The sequence below is a fragment of the Rothia nasimurium genome (genome assembly GCF_042660305.1).
Lineage (GTDB): Bacteria > Actinomycetota > Actinomycetes > Actinomycetales > Micrococcaceae > Rothia > Rothia nasimurium.
In genome coordinates, this window is the sequence record NZ_JBHSTW010000018.1 from 389,747 (window position 1) to 405,359 (window position 15,613).

Here is a 15,613-nt window from a genome sequence, read left to right on the forward strand (position 1 = left end):
CTAAACCAGAAATACCCACGAACTAGGTGGGTATTTCTGGTTTTTCTGGTCTTTTCTAGCCGGGAGTGAAAAATGCTTACCTTCCTCTTACCATGGAAGTATGAGCAGAAAAGTGGTTGCAATAATCTGCGCATTGTGTGTATGTGGGATGGTGTGCTGGTTTCTAGCATGGAGTCTGGTTCCGGATTTCTCTATTTCTGAGTATGAGTTCTCGGTTTTAGGGGATTCACTACGGAACTTGGGTGGAGTAGCCGCGGTCTTTGTTGCAGGTACTGCGGCATGGATTGCTTATAGGACTAATGAGAATCGGCGCAAGGAAGCAAATAGGTCAAACTTCAAAGATAGGATGCAGTGGACAGTTGAGCACCTTTCGAGCACAAGCCATGTAGAGCAGGTCTACGCCCTAAAGCTGCTTGAAGAGCTTTCCCGTGATCCTGAACTGGACCCTGCTGATAGTAGGCTGGCTCAGTCTATAGTTAAGACCTATAAGGAAGAGCTCGAACAGGAAACCAGACAAGAATCATCTAGAAAGTCTTGGAGATTCAGCCGCAACCGACGATAATTGAGTTAACTGAGAAAGGGGTACACCTGATGACTTCGATAGTAGTTACCCATTCACCAAAGTCGACTGATAGGGTTGGCCGTAAGGTCCAACATGTGTCTCAAAGCCGCCGACAGCAAGAAGTGGCAGAACAACTGAAAATTATTGCAGAGATTGAGGCTAATCTGGCAAAACCTCGTTCCCATTTTAAGAATCTTCGCCGGAAGGAAGAGGCTAAGTAGCCTGCTGGCCGTGCCCGCGGCCCCTTCCCGGTAGGCACCAGTTAAAGCAGAAATACCCACGAAACTAGGTGGGTATTTCTGCTTTAAATGGTCTTTTCTGGCTGGGGTCTAGCAGGCGGAGGTAGGTAAGCGCTTGGTAGGCTTGCTACAGGCAGTTGTTAGTATCTACCTCATACTCGACATCGACTCCCTACTAAGGCAAGCTCACCGTGGAACCCTCTCTCTTCTTCTTTGATGATTCTCAGCCCCCTACTGCTAGTGATACCGATAGCCAGCAGGTAACGCGCAGGCGGGAGCGGGCTCCTTTGGCGGTGCGTATGCGCCCTCGTACCCTGGATCAGGTGGTGGGGCAGAAGCATTTGCTTGGCCCGGGTTCACCCCTGCGGGTGCTGGCGGGTGAGGGTGGCGGGCCGGCAGGGCCTAGCTCAGTGATTCTGTGGGGCCCGCCTGGCACGGGTAAGACCACCCTGGCGAATGTGATTGCCGGGGGAGCCGGGCGCAAGTTTGTAGAGCTCTCTGCTATTACTGCCGGGGTGAAGGACGTACGCGCCGTCATGGAGCAGGCCCTTGAGGACCGCGATTTTCGTGGGCTCACCACCGTGCTTTTTCTGGATGAGATTCACCGTTTTACGAAGGCCCAGCAGGACGCTCTGCTACCGGGGGTGGAGAATCGTTGGGTGGTTTTGGTGGCGGCAACTACCGAGAACCCTTCTTTTTCGGTGATTTCGCCGCTGTTGTCACGTTCTCTTCTGCTGACTTTGCAGGGGCTGACCGATCTGGATATTGCTGAGTTACTGCAAGGGGCGGTAACGGACGCTCGGGGGTTTGCCGGTGTGATTGATCTGCAAAGGGAGGCGGTTGAGCACCTGGTCAAGATGGCCAATGGTGATGCTCGGAAAGCCTTGACTTCGCTGGAGGCCGCCGCTGCTGTGGCTTTTGGTGAGGCTGAGCAGGCAGGGCGTGGCTACTCGGGTGAAGACCCTCTGCCGGTGCGGGTTGACCATGTGAGTTTGGCGGTGAATCGGTCTGCGGTGCGTTATGACAAGCAGGGGGATCAGCATTATGACGTGATTAGCGCCTTTATTAAGTCTATTCGGGGTTCTGATGTTGATGCTGCCTTGCATTATTTGGCCCGCATGCTTGAGGCTGGGGAGGACCCTCGGTTTATTGCCCGTAGGTTGATTGTGCATGCTAGTGAGGATATTGGTATGGCTGATCCTACTGCTTTGACGGTTGCTGTGAGTGCGGCTCAGGCTGTTCAGCTGGTGGGTTTGCCTGAGGCTAGGTTGAATTTGGCTCAGGCGACTATTCATCTTGCTTCTGCTCCGAAGTCTAATGCTGTGTATCGGGCTATTGATGGGGCGCTTGCGGACGTCCGTGCTGGCTTGGCTGGGCCGGTTCCGCTGCATGTGCGCGATAGTCATTACCCTGGGGCGGCTGCCTTGGGGCATGGGAGGGGGTATTTGTATCCCCATGATGAGAAGAGCGGGGTGGCTCGTCAGCAGTATGCTCCTGATGGGCTGGTGGGCAGGGTCTATTATCGGCCTACTGTTTTTGGGGCTGAGAGGGAGTTAGGGGAGAGGCTCAAGCGGGTGGAGTTTTTACGGAGGCCCGCTGAAAATGGCTAGCGGGGCTTGGGACGGTGAGGGTTTTCTTTGATGACCTGCCGTGTCTTTTAGTGATTTAGCTCATGCAATGTGGGGCTTGTGGGCCAAAGAGGGGGTTGCGGGTTTATGTCTGCTAGTTGAACTATGGTTCTAAATTTGGCTTTGACATGCAATTATTCCTGTGATGTGAGTCCAGTAGGGAGAGCAGTGGGGTGAAACCATATATGTTTTCTAGGGCGACCAGGTCTTTTTCTTGTGCGGGGGCAGGTTTTGAGTTTTTGCTGGCTGGCCATCTTGGCTATACTTGAGTATTGGTTTCCATAGCATTCAAAGGTGGTTTGCACTAGGCTGCCGCGCTGGGAACACGTCTTTTTACCCCTTATATGAGGAAAACATACATGACTCACAATGTTTCTCGCCGTACCCTGGCTAAGGGTGCCGCTTGGGCAGCTCCTGCTGTGGTAGCAACCGCAGCTGTGCCTGCATATGCAGCGTCACCTAACTGCCCCTCAGATATTGACGCGCAGGTTGACGCGGTTTTCCAGGTTCGCCTGGCCGCCCTGCCCAACCTCTCCAATACCTCTATTCGCTACTGGTTTACCAACAACGCAGGTAGTAACGGTGCAGTGCACACTTCTAACCTGCGTGTGGAGATAACTAACGGTAGCGCAATCGATGCCGCTGGTCTGCCCTTCGGTTTTGAGTTCGCTCAGCGTAACGTTGCTACTTCGGTCGCTGTCAATAAGCTTTTCTCTGGCGGTACCACCGGTTCGTTTAATAGCGCTCGGATGCCCGTAGAATGGCCCCCGCATGGTAAATGGAACACTCGCACCGGTGTAGCAGATGCCACCCCGCTTGCTGTTAACGTTGACGACCCCAACGCCCTTAACCAGCGAGACGTTTCGCATGCATCTTCTTACATTAATGTCTACTCTGCCGATGGCCGTTACAATGATTTGGGCGCGGGCGAATTTGGGGAAGAAACTGGTGTTCCTCAGGGTAACCACCTGACCTGGATTTACGCTATCAAGCCGAGTACCGATGCTACTAAGGGTAATGCTGTAAACCTTATCAACTCTCACTGGCGTGACGGTACCGCCATTGCTGCTGGTGGGACGATTTACACCTCTGTTGGTGTGCGTCCCCTAGGTTACCTACCTCCTAGCTTCGATGAAGTCCGCGCCGCTGTTGGCCCAACTGTTGATGAGGCTTGCCTGCTAACTGCCTACACTAAGCGTGCAGTCATCTGGATGAATAGCCCTGAGCGTTTTGCGGGTGCTTCTATTGGGTTCACCGGTTGGGCTCACGATACTAGCGGTGACCTCAAGACCGTTCCGTATTCCGGCGAGGGCTTCGTTTACTCGCATGAAATCGGTGCTCTACAACGAAGTACCATCAGAGGTGCTGCAGGTACCGGCTTTGATTCTACCCAGACTAACGCCATTAATTTCTTTGGCCGTCAGCTGGTTGGACTCACTGCCGGCCAGGATACCACATTGGGTTACCAGCTTATGTATGCTGACGGCATCTGGTAAAAATCTTCGATTTTCTATATAGACTCGTAGATTGAACCGCCTAGGCGGGGAGGAAGCTTTAGCTTCCTCCCCGCTTTGTGTTTTCTATAACTTGGTTGCTTGTCCCTATTAATATGGAATTTTTCCCCAGAAGTGGGGTTAGCTACTGGCTCTCGAAATACAGTAAAAATTGCTAGACTTGAGTAGTTCTCGAGACGGGGTAAGCTAATTCGTTCACAACATCTACCCTCTTTACGTCCTCGAGTATCACTTAACACTTTTAGAGATTGGATTCACTCCCATGATGAAAAAGTCCCTGTCTGTAGTGGCCCTTGGCGCTGTTGCTCTAACTGGTGCCGTCGTAGCACCTGCTGATGCGGCTGTAGCTCCGACTTCTGTAGATGTCTACACTAACGCAACTTCTTTTGCACCCGTTCCCGGTCTAGCTACCATCGGTCAGCTTTATCTGGGCAACGCAGGTTCAGCTTCAGGAAATCTACCTAGCGGTACTCGTTTCTATGTGACCGTTGAAGACATGAGCGGTGCTCCTGTTAAGAATACTTCGCTAACCCTGACTACCCCTATGTCGACCAAGGTCAAAATCGCTCGAGTAAATGCTTACACCTTCATGGTTACTCTGCGTGGAGAGCTTGGGCCAGGTGAGCAGATTCGCCTTGACTGGGCTCATGGTCACTACCTGAACCACTCCAAGCGCAATAAGATTGTTGTCACCACCGATTACATTCCCGACACGGCTGTAGATAGCAACCCTGCCAACAATACTAGCGTTTACAACAACTATGGTCAGGGTATCTAGGAAGCTTCTTCTTGGATTCTTGACATTCTAAGTACAGGTGGAGGCTCACCCCCTTTCTTCTAGGGGTGAGCCTCTTGTCTTCTATCAGTTTCCGCAGTGATGCCGTGCGGGTTTTAATCCAAGCTTGAAGCCGGGTTAAATCCCTATGCGGCATGAGCTTTGACGTATTCTGCAACCGCCAAACGCATAATTTTAGATTCCTTCTTTTACCCTGGCGTGCAGCCAAAGGTGCAATGCTGTCTTTAAGTTGCTGAGGTACTCGTGCACGAATAGAGGGCGATACCCCCCGCTCTTTCCTTGCTCACGGGCAACCAGAGGCCAACATCGCCAAGGCTTCCTCTGGAGGAAAAGTCACCGGGGGGTGATTAAATTGCGCTTGAGCCAGGCTGGCTATACCTGTATGCTTGGGTGATGGCTGGCAGACTGCCCACAAGGGTGCTCTACCCTTATCCCGCGCCACTGACGCGGGATAAGAGGAAGACAAGAAGCATCCTGGGTAGCTCGTAGTAGTCAAGAGTGCGGCTGCTCTCTACTCTCCACCGCCCACAGAGCGGGCGGCAGCCCGGAGGCCAGACCACCAGAACAAATGGCAGACCACACCCGTGGAAAACTCAGCACACCACCGTATATGCGTTACGAGTCCTGCCAACCGCTAAAGAAAAGGAATACGAACTGTGGCAAACCACAACCGTACCCGCCGTACCGTGCGTCAGTCCCGTGCCCTGGGTATCGCCCTGACCCCCAAGGCAGAAAAGTACCTAGAGCGCCGTCCTTACGGCCCCGGCCAGCACGGCCGTAGCCGCAAGAAGGCTGACTCAAACTACGCCGTACAGCTGCGTGAAAAGCAGCGTCTGCGCGCACAGTACAACATTCGTGAAGCACAGATGCGCCGCGCCTACCTCGAAGCAAAGCGCATCGAAGGCCAGACCGGTAAGAACCTGGTCGAGATTCTAGAAACTCGCCTGGACGCCCTCGTCCTGCGCTCCGGTTTCGCTCGCACCATCGCACAGGCCCGTCAGCTGGTCGTCCACCGCCACATCATGGTAGACGGCATTCGCGTTGACCGCCCCTCCTTCCGTGTCAAGCCCGGCCAGCTCATTCACGTTCACCCCAAGAGTGAGAAGATGGCGCCCTTCCAGGTTGCAGCCACCGGCGCACACCAGGACGTCCTGCCCGACACCCCTGCCTACCTGAACGTAGAAATCGAGAAGCTCCACGCAAAGCTTGAGCGCTCACCCAAGCGTGAAGAAATCCCCGTGACCTGCGAAGAGCAGCTCGTGGTTGAATACTACTCACGCCTGGCCTAATCACGCCTAGCTCAGCCAGCCCGCCCACCTGCACCCACGCGGAGCAGGGGAGCGGGCTGGCTCCTTAATGCCGTGTAAAGTAAGATTGTTATCAAATCGTGTCCTTTAACAGCCGGGTAACTCGGCAGAAAGCAGGAAAGCCATGAGCGGAGCAGACATCGCAGGCCTCATAGCCGCAGGCGTATTCGCCATCCTGGTAGCCCTGCTAGCCCTACCCATCATCAAACTCGGCAAAGTCTTCGACGAGCTCACCACAACCATTCGGTCCCTCAACAACGAGACCACCCCGCTGATCGGCGAAGTCACCAAAACTGTGGCCAGCACTAACGCCCAGATTGAAAAAGTCGATAGCATCACCAGCAACGTTTCGGACGCCTCAGCTAACGTATCTGCCCTCTCATCTCTAGTTACCTCCACCGTAGGCCAGCCCCTGATTAAGGTTGCGGCCTTCTCCCACGGCATCCGCAAGGCTGTTAAGGGGGACGGCGGTGCGCCAGCTAATTCACACCAGGCAGCACCCCGAACCGAAAGCCAGAGCTACACCGGCACCTCACCCGAAGGCCACTAAATGGGACTGCTTAAAAACCTAACCCTCATAGCAGGGGGAGTCGCCCTAGGCTATCTAGCCACCCGCTCCACTAGCGCAGCACCGGCGTCCACCGACCTTGAAGTCTCAGCGAATCGTCCCCTGCAGCGCTTCACAGCAGAAGGTAGCACCATGGCTCAATTCTTTGACTCAAAATACGGCGCCCCCTTCAAGGGCGCAGCCCTCAAAGCCATCGGCTTCGCCGCGACCGTCAAAGCGGGCATGGACGAAAAAGAAGCAGAACTCAAAGACCGCTTCGACACCCAGACAAAGGACGCCCGCCCCGGCTCCCTCGACACCTGGCAGCAGGGGAGCGAGCCCCAGCACCTAGCGGGCGACCAGCTCATCGAATCTGTTGCCCTGCCCCCGGCCGGAAGTCTGGCAGAACGAGAAGCCGACATCAGGCGCCGCCTAGAACGCGATGCCGAACTCGGCAAAGACTTCTTCGCATAAGCGAACTACCCCAAGATTTACTACCAACCGAAGGAAGAAAGCCTCGATGCTCTCACAGGAAATCTCAAAGCGCTGGATCGAATTCTTCGAAAAGCGCGGGCACACCGTAGTACCCTCAGCGTCACTGGTTTCACACGAACCCGGCGCCATGTTCACCATCGCGGGCATGGTCCCCTTCATTCCCTACTTCCTGGGCCGCGAAACCCCCAAGTTCTCCCGCGCGGTGAGCGTACAGAAGTGCATCCGCACCCTCGACATCGACGAGGTCGGCAAGACCGCCCGCCACGGCACCTTCTTCCAGATGGCCGGTAACTTCTCCTTCGGCGACTACTTCAAGAAGGAAGTCATTCCCTGGGCCTACGAGCTGCTGACCTCATCCATCGAAGACGGCGGCTACGGCCTCGACCCCGAACGTCTCTGGGTTACCGTCTACGAGGGCGACGACGAAGCCTACAACATCTGGGTCAACGACGTGAAGTTCCCCGCCGAGCGCATCCAGAAGATGGGTATGGCCGAGAACTACTGGTCCACCGGCCAGCCCGGCCCCGCAGGCCCCGACTCCGAAATCTTCTACGACCGCGGTCCCGAATACGGTAAGGAAGGCGGCCCCGCAGCCGACGACGACCGCTACATCGAAATCTGGAACCTGGTCTTCATGCAGTACCAGCGTGGTGAAGGTACCGGCAAGGACAGCTTCGAGATTCTAGGCGACCTGCCCAAGAAGAACATCGATACCGGCCTGGGCGTAGAGCGCCTGGCCATGCTGCTACAGGGCGTAGAGAACTTCTACGAGACCGACCAGGTACGCCCCGTCCTCGACGCCGCAGCCAAGCTCTCCGGCAAGAAGTACCACGGCTCTGAAAACGCTAACGATGAGGGCTACGAGGACGACGTCCGCATGCGCGTGGTTGCCGACCACATCCGCTCCTCCCTCATGCTCATTGCAGACGGTGTCACCCCCTCCAACGAGGGCCGCGGCTACATCCTGCGCCGTCTCATGCGCCGCGCCATCCGCGCTATGCGCCTGCTGGGCGTGACCGAGCCCTGCCTGCCCGTCCTTTTCCCCGCCTCCAAGGACGCTATGGCCGGTGCCTACCCCTACGTTGCTGAAGACTTTGAGCGCATCTCCCGCATCGCCTACGCCGAAGAAAAGGCCTTCCTCAAGACCATCGAATCAGGTACCGCCCGCCTGGAAGAGGCCGTTGCCTCCGCCAAGGCCGCCGGTAAGGGAGAAGTCTCAGGTGCAGACGCCTTCGCCCTGCACGACACCTACGGTTTCCCCATCGACCTGACCCTGGAAATGGCCGAAGAAGCTGGCGTCAAGGTCGATGAGAACCAGTTCCGTGCCCTTATGGAAGAACAGCGCCACCGTGCCCAGGCCGATGCGAAGGCCAAGAAGGGCGGCATGGCTGACCTCTCTGTCTTCCGCGAACTGGCTGACGAACGCGGTTCCATCTTCACCGGCTACGACGAACTGCGCACCGAAACCACCCTGCGCGCCATCCTGGTTGACGGTGTTTCTGTGCCCGCGGCGTCCGCAGGTCAGAAGGTTGAAATCGTACTGGACGAAACCCCCTTCTACGCAGAAGCCGGTGGTCAGGCAGCCGATACTGGCGTCATTTCTGGCAATGGTTTTATGATTGACGTTTCAGACGTACAGCAGCCCGTCAAGGGCCTTTCCGTCCACCGTGCAGTTGTGCGCGAGGGCGAGGTTGCTACTGGCACTCCCGTTCTTGCCCAGGTTGATGTACAGCGCCGTCAGGACGGCGAAAAGGCCCACTCCGGTACCCACATCATCCACGCAGCCCTGCACCAGGTGCTCGGTAACGAAGCAACCCAGCGCGGTTCCTTCAACAAGGAGGGCTACCTGCGTTTTGACTTCGCCTGGGGCGAGGGCCTATCCGAGGCCGCCAAGCAGGAAGTCGAAGAGGTTGCTAACACCGCTATCCGTGATAACTTCCAGACCATTACCCGCGAAATGCCGCTGGACGAGGCCAAGAAGCTCGGTGCCATGAGCCTCTTTGGTGAGAAATACGGCGACACCGTGCGCGTGGTCGAAATGGGCGGCGACTTCTCCCGCGAGCTCTGCGGCGGTACCCACGTCGGCTCAACCGCTCAGATCGGATCCCTAACCCTGCTCACCGAGCAGTCTGTTGGCTCGGGTAACCGCCGTGTTGAAGCTCTGGTGGGTCTGGACTCCTTCAACCACCTGGCTGCCGAGCGCACCCTGGTCAACCAGCTGACCGGTTTGATGAAGGTGCAGTCCTCTACCGAACTGCCCGAGAAGATTAACCAGACCCTGACCAAGCTCAAGGAAGCCGAGAAGGAACTGGCTAAGCTTCGCAAGGAAAAGCTGCAGGCTGAGGCCGGTAAGCTGACCGAAAACGCCCAGATGGTGGGCTCCGTCCGCACCCTTCTGCACAACGCAGGGGAACTGGACGCCAACGCCGTGCGCGAACTCGCCCTTGACCTGCGCTCTCGCCTGGGTGAAGAGGCCGCTACCGTAGCGGTAGCAGGTGTGAACAATGGTCGTCCCGTTGTTCTGGTTGCCACCAACCAGGCTGCCCGCGATGCTGGTATCAAGGCGGGCGCCCTCGTCCGCGTCGCTGCCGGTGTACTCGGCGGTGGCGGTGGCGGTAAGGACGACGTCGCCCAGGGCGGTGGCCAGGACACCACCAAGATCGACGAAGCCTTCACCGCTATCCGATCCACCATTTCAGAGCTGGGGGCCTAACCCAGTGACCTTCACCAGAGGCCGCCGCATGGGAGTCGACGTGGGCAATGCCCGCGTCGGCCTGGCCCTGTGCGACCCCGACGGCATACTCGCAACGCCCCTCAAAACCCTACGCCGCGATCTGAAAAAGAACTCGGACCGGCGAGTCCTTCGTAAGCTCATTGAAGTTAACGACGTGACCGAAGTGTTTGTGGGGCTACCAAAAACCATGCGCGGGGGAGAGAGCCCCTCGACCCTCATGGCCCGCGAGTATGCCGAGGCCCTGGTGCAGGAACTAGCCGCTGACGATGCTTCCGTGCCCGTGTGGCTGGTCGATGAACGACTCACTACCGTGAGCGCCCACCGGTCCCTGCACGAGGCAGGTGTATCGAGCAGAGACTTTAAAAACATGGTCGATCAGGTAGCTGCCGTCAATATCCTGCAGCATGCTGTCGACACCCTCAAGGCTGGCCAACACCTGGCCGGCTACCGCCTTGAGCTCACTGCCCCTCACGGTGAGCTTGATTCCAGCACCTCCAACGACGAAACGGAGAACCCGAATGTCTGAGAACTCGAGTTCTAGCCGCCCGCCGCGCCGCCGCACCAAGAACCAGCAGACCGACCTGGACGGCCTGCTGGCCTCCACCGAAGACGGAGCTAACGGTGGTTTCTTCAGCGCCGTTGAAGAAGAGGAATACACCAAGGACGATCGAGATCGCACCCGCCGTCGTTCCCGCAACTTTGTTATCTCAGCTGCTCTAGTTTTTGCTGTTGCACTCGTTCTGGTTGTTTCCATTCTTGCCCCCAAGTTTGGCTGGTTCGAGCGAAAAGACTTTGCCGGTGAAGGTAACGGCACCGAAGTTACTTTCACAATCCCCGAGGGTGCATCGGCTATAGGTATTGCTAACTCTCTGGAAGAGCAGGGCATTATTGCTAACGCCGACCGTTTCTTGCAGGAATACGCTGAAAACGGCCAGGAGCAGTTCTTCCAGCCCGGTGAGTACAAGTTGCAGGAGGAAATGAGCAGTGCCTCAGCCTTGAGTGAGCTGCTGCGTTTTGACGAGGCCAACACCAACTATGTGGCGGTTGCCCGTACCTGGCGTATGGATAAGACCTTTGAAGCTCTAGCTACAGGTACCGGTATCAGTGCCCAGGAGTTCAAGGCGCTATCGACGGATCCTGCACGTTTCGGTATTCCCTCTCAGTTCCCCACGGTTGAGGGCTTCCTCTTCCCCGGCGAATACCGCTTCCCCAAGGACGCCGGTGCTGAAGAAATCCTGCAAATGATGGTTGATAACACCTTCAACGCTCTAGAAGAGGCCGGTGTTTCTGGCGATGACCGAATCTTCCACGTGATTACCGTTGCCTCAATCCTGGAGTTCGAAGGTCGCGAGGCTGACTACTACCCAATTGCCGGTGCTATCGAGAACCGCCTGAATAACCCAGATGGCGAAACCAGCGGCTACCTACAGTCAGACGCAACCGTAGCCTACGGTCTGGGCATTCAGAGCTACCATATCTCTAATGAACAGAAGCAGGACGCCAGTAACAAGTACAACACTTTCTACTACAAGGGCCTGCCCGAAGGTCCTATCGGTTCACCCGGTCTAGCGGCTATTAAGGCAGCTGCCAACCCTGAGAAGAACGATTACTACTTCTGGGTCACCGTTGATCTCTTCACCGGTGAGACCCTCTTCGCTAAGACCTACGAACAGCATCTGAAGAATGTTGAAGTATACGATGAATTCTGTAAAGCTCACGAGGGTGTCTGCTCCTAATGAGTAAGCAGATTACCGAGTGCCCCAAGGCTTATGTCTTGGGGCACCCCATTAAGCACAGTAAATCACCCCTGCTGCATCTGGCCGCTTACCGGGCTATGGGGCTTGAGATGGGCTACGACCGGCTAGATACTCGCGAGGACCAGCTGGCCGACGTTTTTGCCCGCTACACTCCCGAGCGGGGCACCCGCGGCTTTTCTGTCACCATGCCGCTGAAATCAGCGGTCAAAGAGCAGCTGGACTATCTGACCCCCTTCGCCCAAGCGGTCGGTGTGGTCAATACCGTCTACTGGCAGCACGAAACTGATGGCCGGCTGGTCTCCTGGGGCGATAACACCGATGTGTCGGGTATCGTCAATGCCCTGCGCCAGGCCGGTTTCGTCGGTAGGCCCGCTCGTGCTGCGATTATTGGTGGCGGTGGTACCGCCACCGCCGCCCTTGCCGCCTTGCGTGCCATGGGGGCGGAGGGCGTCCGCGTCTTTGTGCGCGACGCTAGCCGGGCTCAGGGGGTTGCGGACGCCGCCACCCGCCTGGGTCTGCACCTTGACTTTCTGCCGATTGACAGCTTCGCAAAAAGCTATGCGGAGTTTGATGTAACCGTCTGTACCCTTCCTGCGGGAGCAGCCGACGGGCTGCTGGCTACCGCAGAACGGGGTGAATCTGCGGGCTATCTGCTTGATGTCTCCTATGACCCCTGGCCCTCGGTTCTAGCGGGGGAGTGGGAAGCCCGCGGCGGTACCGTGACCAGCGGCCTTGAGATGCTGATGTACCAGGCAGTAGACCAGGTCAAGCTCTTTACCGGCCACGACAGGAGCCGCCCCTTACCCCGGCAGGAAGAAGTGCTCACCGCCATGCGTCAGGCGGTAAGGCTACCCATTACAGGCTTTGAACCCGAATCGGTGAACGAATCAGCCTGGCTCACACGCTGAGACTACTCATACCGAATCGTGAAGTAGCGGTTTGCTATCGACCGCTATTTTTGGAAATCTTAGAACACAAGACCCACAGGCAAACGTAAAGAAGGTTAGAGATGCTACGTTGGCTCACAGCCGGTGAATCCCACGGTGAAGCCCTGGTAGGAATTATTGAAGGCGTACCGGCAGGTGTCGAACTCACCAGCGAGATGGTGCGCGATGCTCTAGCCCGCCGCCGCCTCGGCTACGGCCGTGGTGCCCGTATGAAGTTCGAAGAGGACCGCGTGCGCATCCTCGGCGGTGTCCGTCACGGTAAAACCCAGGGCGGCCCTGTAGCCATCGAAATCGCCAACACCGAATGGCCCAAGTGGGTTGATGTGATGTCATCAGACCCCGTTGACCCCGCTCTGATCGAGGGTCGCGCCCGCAACGCGGCCCTCACCCGCCCCCGCCCCGGCCACGCAGACTTCGCCGGTATGCAGAAGTACGGCTTCGACGAGTCCCGCCCCGTCCTTGAACGCGCCAGCGCCCGCGAAACCGCAACCCGCGTAGCCCTGGGCGTCGTTGCAGCCCAGATTCTCAAGGCTCTCGGTGTAGAACTGGTCAGCCACACCACCGCTATCGCTGAGGTAGCAGCCCCCGCCGACGCCCCGCGTCCTACCCCTCGCGATGTTGCTGCCCTCGACGCCGACCCCCTGCGCTGCTTCGACACCGCAACCTCCGAAGCCATGGTCGCTACCGTCGATAAGGCCCACAAGGACGGCGAGACCCTGGGCGGCGTGGTAGAAGTTCTGGCCTACGGTCTTCCCCCGGGACTCGGCTCCTACGTGCACTGGGACCGCCGCCTCGACGCCCGCCTGGCCGCAGCCCTCATGGGTATTCAGGCCATCAAGGGTGTAGAAGTAGGCGACGGCTTTGAAACCGCAAAGCGCCCCGGCACCCGCGCCCACGACGAAATCGTACCCGGTGAGCACGGCGTCCAGCGCGTCTCAAACCGCGCAGGCGGTATCGAAGGTGGCATGACCATCGGTGACCTGCTACGCGTACGCGCCGCCATGAAGCCCATCGCCACCGTACCCAAGGCACTGGCCACCATCGACACCTCCACCGGTGAAGTTGCCCGTGCCCACCACCAGCGCTCAGACGTCTGTGCTGTGCCCGCAGCCGGCGTCGTAGCAGAAGCCATGGTCGCCCTGGTGCTGGCAGAGGCAGCCCTCGAAAAGTTCGGCGGCGACTCCATCACCGAAACCCGCCGCAACATGGACTCCTACCTGGCAGCCATCCCCGAATCCCTGGCCTGGGAATCCAACGTAGCAGGGTGGGACGCCTAACCATGACCCCCCGATCACGTGACCACGCGATCGACATGACCGAGGTGCTCGCACCCAACCAGGTGCGCGAGGTGCAAGAAACCTATATCGAAAAATCCCGCCCGGTCGTGATCATCGGCCCCATGGCGGCGGGCAAATCGTACATAGGCACGCACCTCGCGCGCTTCTACGGCTACGAGTTCCTCGACTCTGACCACCTCATCGTCGAAAAATACGGTGAGGTGTCACAAATCTTTGCCGACTACGGCGAAGCTGAGTTCCGCCGTATCGAGGCTGAAGTAATCCGTGAGGTGCTCACTTCACCTGCCCGGCGCAACACCATCTTCTCCCTGGGCGGGGGAGCACCCATGACGCCGGAGGTAGCCGACGTCCTCAAAGACGAGACCGTTATCTACATCAAGGTTGACGCCGAAACCGTGGCCCCTCGTATTCAGAACAGCAAAACCCGGCCCCTGCTCCAGCCCAACCCGGTGCAAAAATGGACCGAAATATTTGAGGCCCGGCGGGACCGCTACGAAGAGCTCGCCAGCTACACCCTGGACGCCTGCGGAGGCCGGGGAATAGCCGACATGGCAGCCGAAATTCAGAACTTCATCATCAAGAACCGAAAGGGTCAAGCGTGAGCGACCAGCCCACCACCGTCATACCCGTCACCGGCACCCAGCCTTCAGAAAACTACGACGTTTACGTAGGCCACAACCTGCTCGGTACTATCCCCGAGATTCTGGGCAACCGAACACAGCGCATTCTCGTTATCCACCCCCGCGCCCTGCGCTCCACCGGTGAGCTGGTGATGGAGCAGATGCGTACAGCGGGTTTTGAGGCATACTCGGCTGAAATTCCGGACGCCGAAGAGGGCAAGCATATCCAGGTCGCCGCTTTCTGCTGGCAGGTGCTGGGCCAGAACGACTTCACCCGCACCGACGCGATTATTTCCGTCGGTGGCGGCGCCGTCACCGATCTTGCTGGCTTTGTGGCAGCGACCTGGCTGCGCGGCGTCCGCGTCATCCACATCCCCACCACCCTGCTGGGCATGGTGGACGCCGCAGTCGGCGGCAAGACCGGCATCAACACCGCAGAGGGCAAGAACCTGGTGGGGGCCTTCCACCCGCCCGCAGCCGTCCTCTGCGAACTGGGCGTGCTACGCACCCTGCCGCAGCACGAGCTGCTCACCGGTATGGCCGAAGTGATTAAGTGCGGCTTCATCGCAGACCCGACGATTCTCAACCTGATTGAAGCGAACCCCGGCAAGATTCGGGACTCCCAGTCTGAGGTAGTGCGAGAGCTCATTGAGCGCTCTATTCGGGTTAAGGCTGAGGTGGTGTCTGAAGACCTGAAGGAGTCGGGCCGCCGTGAATTCCTGAACTACGGGCACACCCTGGGCCATGCCATCGAGCACGCAGAACGCTACCAGTGGCGCCATGGGGCTGCTGTAGCAGTAGGCATGGTCTTCGCCGCAGAACTGTCCCTCGCCGCTGGCTACCTTGACGAGGCCACCGTCGAGCGAACCCGTGCCATCTGCACCGCCCTCGATCTGCCCACCACCTACCCGGCAGACCGCTGGCCCAAGCTGCTTGAAACCATGCGCCGCGACAAGAAGGCCCGCGGCAACATGCTGCGCTTCGTCGTTCTGGAAAGCCTGGGCAAGCCCCGCATTTACGAGGTACCCGACGACTCGATCCTGTTTATGACCTACCAGGAAATTGCCAGCTAGGTGTGAAACTCGCTAACTAATAGCGCAAAGCGGCGGGGGAGCCGGTAGACTGGTCTACGGTTTACCCCGCAACGCTTATTGAAAATTTCAGTTTAG

Annotated in this window: 14 protein-coding genes; all 14 read left to right on the top strand. The window is 57.8% G+C overall.

The features are described 5' to 3' along the window. The first annotated feature begins 100 nt into the window (after nt 1-100). Nucleotides 101-562: a hypothetical protein gene (locus ACFP6B_RS08815; RefSeq protein ID WP_237193854.1), complete on the top strand. Its 462-nt coding sequence runs from the start codon at nt 101-103 to the stop codon at nt 560-562. A gap of 430 nt (nt 563-992) precedes the next feature. Continuing rightward, on the top strand, nt 993-2,411 hold the full coding sequence (locus ACFP6B_RS08820; RefSeq protein ID WP_377129313.1) for a replication-associated recombination protein A: 1,419 nt from the start codon (nt 993-995) through the stop codon (nt 2,409-2,411). Nucleotides 2,412-2,788: 377 nt separating this feature from the next. Then, the gene (locus ACFP6B_RS08825) at nt 2,789-3,925 is read left to right on the top strand and encodes a hypothetical protein (protein ID WP_377129315.1); all 1,137 of its coding nucleotides are present in this window, start codon (nt 2,789-2,791) and stop codon (nt 3,923-3,925) included. A 280-nt stretch (nt 3,926-4,205) separates the two neighbouring features. Then, complete coding sequence (locus tag ACFP6B_RS08830) at nt 4,206-4,721, top strand: hypothetical protein (protein WP_377129317.1); 516 nt, start codon at nt 4,206-4,208, stop codon at nt 4,719-4,721. 674 nt (nt 4,722-5,395) lie between these two features. After that, entirely contained in the window at nt 5,396-6,028 is a 633-nt protein-coding gene (gene rpsD, locus ACFP6B_RS08835) for a 30S ribosomal protein S4 (protein WP_377129319.1), read from the top strand. A 142-nt stretch (nt 6,029-6,170) separates the two neighbouring features. Continuing rightward, nucleotides 6,171-6,596 carry a DUF948 domain-containing protein gene (locus ACFP6B_RS08840; RefSeq protein ID WP_377129321.1) on the top strand — a complete coding sequence of 142 codons (426 nt, stop codon included), beginning with the start codon at nt 6,171-6,173 and terminating at the stop codon, nt 6,594-6,596. After that, nucleotides 6,597-7,067: a peptide chain release factor 4 gene (locus tag ACFP6B_RS08845; protein WP_377129323.1), complete on the top strand. Its 471-nt coding sequence runs from the start codon at nt 6,597-6,599 to the stop codon at nt 7,065-7,067. Between the two features lie 46 nt (nt 7,068-7,113). After that, the gene (gene alaS / locus ACFP6B_RS08850; RefSeq protein ID WP_377129325.1) at nt 7,114-9,801 is read left to right on the top strand and encodes an alanine--tRNA ligase; all 2,688 of its coding nucleotides are present in this window, start codon (nt 7,114-7,116) and stop codon (nt 9,799-9,801) included. Nucleotides 9,802-9,829: 28 nt separating this feature from the next. Beyond that, entirely contained in the window at nt 9,830-10,348 is a 519-nt protein-coding gene (gene ruvX / locus ACFP6B_RS08855; protein WP_377129489.1) for a Holliday junction resolvase RuvX, read from the top strand. Further along, nucleotides 10,341-11,558 (top strand): endolytic transglycosylase MltG, encoded by a 1,218-nt coding sequence (mltG, locus tag ACFP6B_RS08860; protein WP_377129327.1) that lies wholly within the window; start codon nt 10,341-10,343, stop codon nt 11,556-11,558. Before ruvX ends, mltG begins: the two co-directional genes overlap by 8 nt. Next, complete coding sequence (locus ACFP6B_RS08865) at nt 11,558-12,487, top strand: shikimate dehydrogenase (protein ID WP_377129329.1); 930 nt, start codon at nt 11,558-11,560, stop codon at nt 12,485-12,487. The genes mltG and ACFP6B_RS08865 overlap by 1 nt, the downstream gene beginning before the upstream one ends. 101 nt (nt 12,488-12,588) lie before the next feature. Continuing rightward, nucleotides 12,589-13,803, top strand: coding sequence for a chorismate synthase (gene aroC / locus ACFP6B_RS08870; RefSeq protein WP_377129331.1), 1,215 nt, complete (start codon nt 12,589-12,591; stop codon nt 13,801-13,803). A gap of 2 nt (nt 13,804-13,805) precedes the next feature. After that, nucleotides 13,806-14,426 (top strand): shikimate kinase, encoded by a 621-nt coding sequence (locus ACFP6B_RS08875; protein WP_237199007.1) that lies wholly within the window; start codon nt 13,806-13,808, stop codon nt 14,424-14,426. After that, nucleotides 14,423-15,517 (top strand): 3-dehydroquinate synthase, encoded by a 1,095-nt coding sequence (gene aroB / locus ACFP6B_RS08880; protein WP_377129334.1) that lies wholly within the window; start codon nt 14,423-14,425, stop codon nt 15,515-15,517. Before ACFP6B_RS08875 ends, aroB begins: the two co-directional genes overlap by 4 nt. Nucleotides 15,518-15,613: the final 96 nt, after the last annotated feature.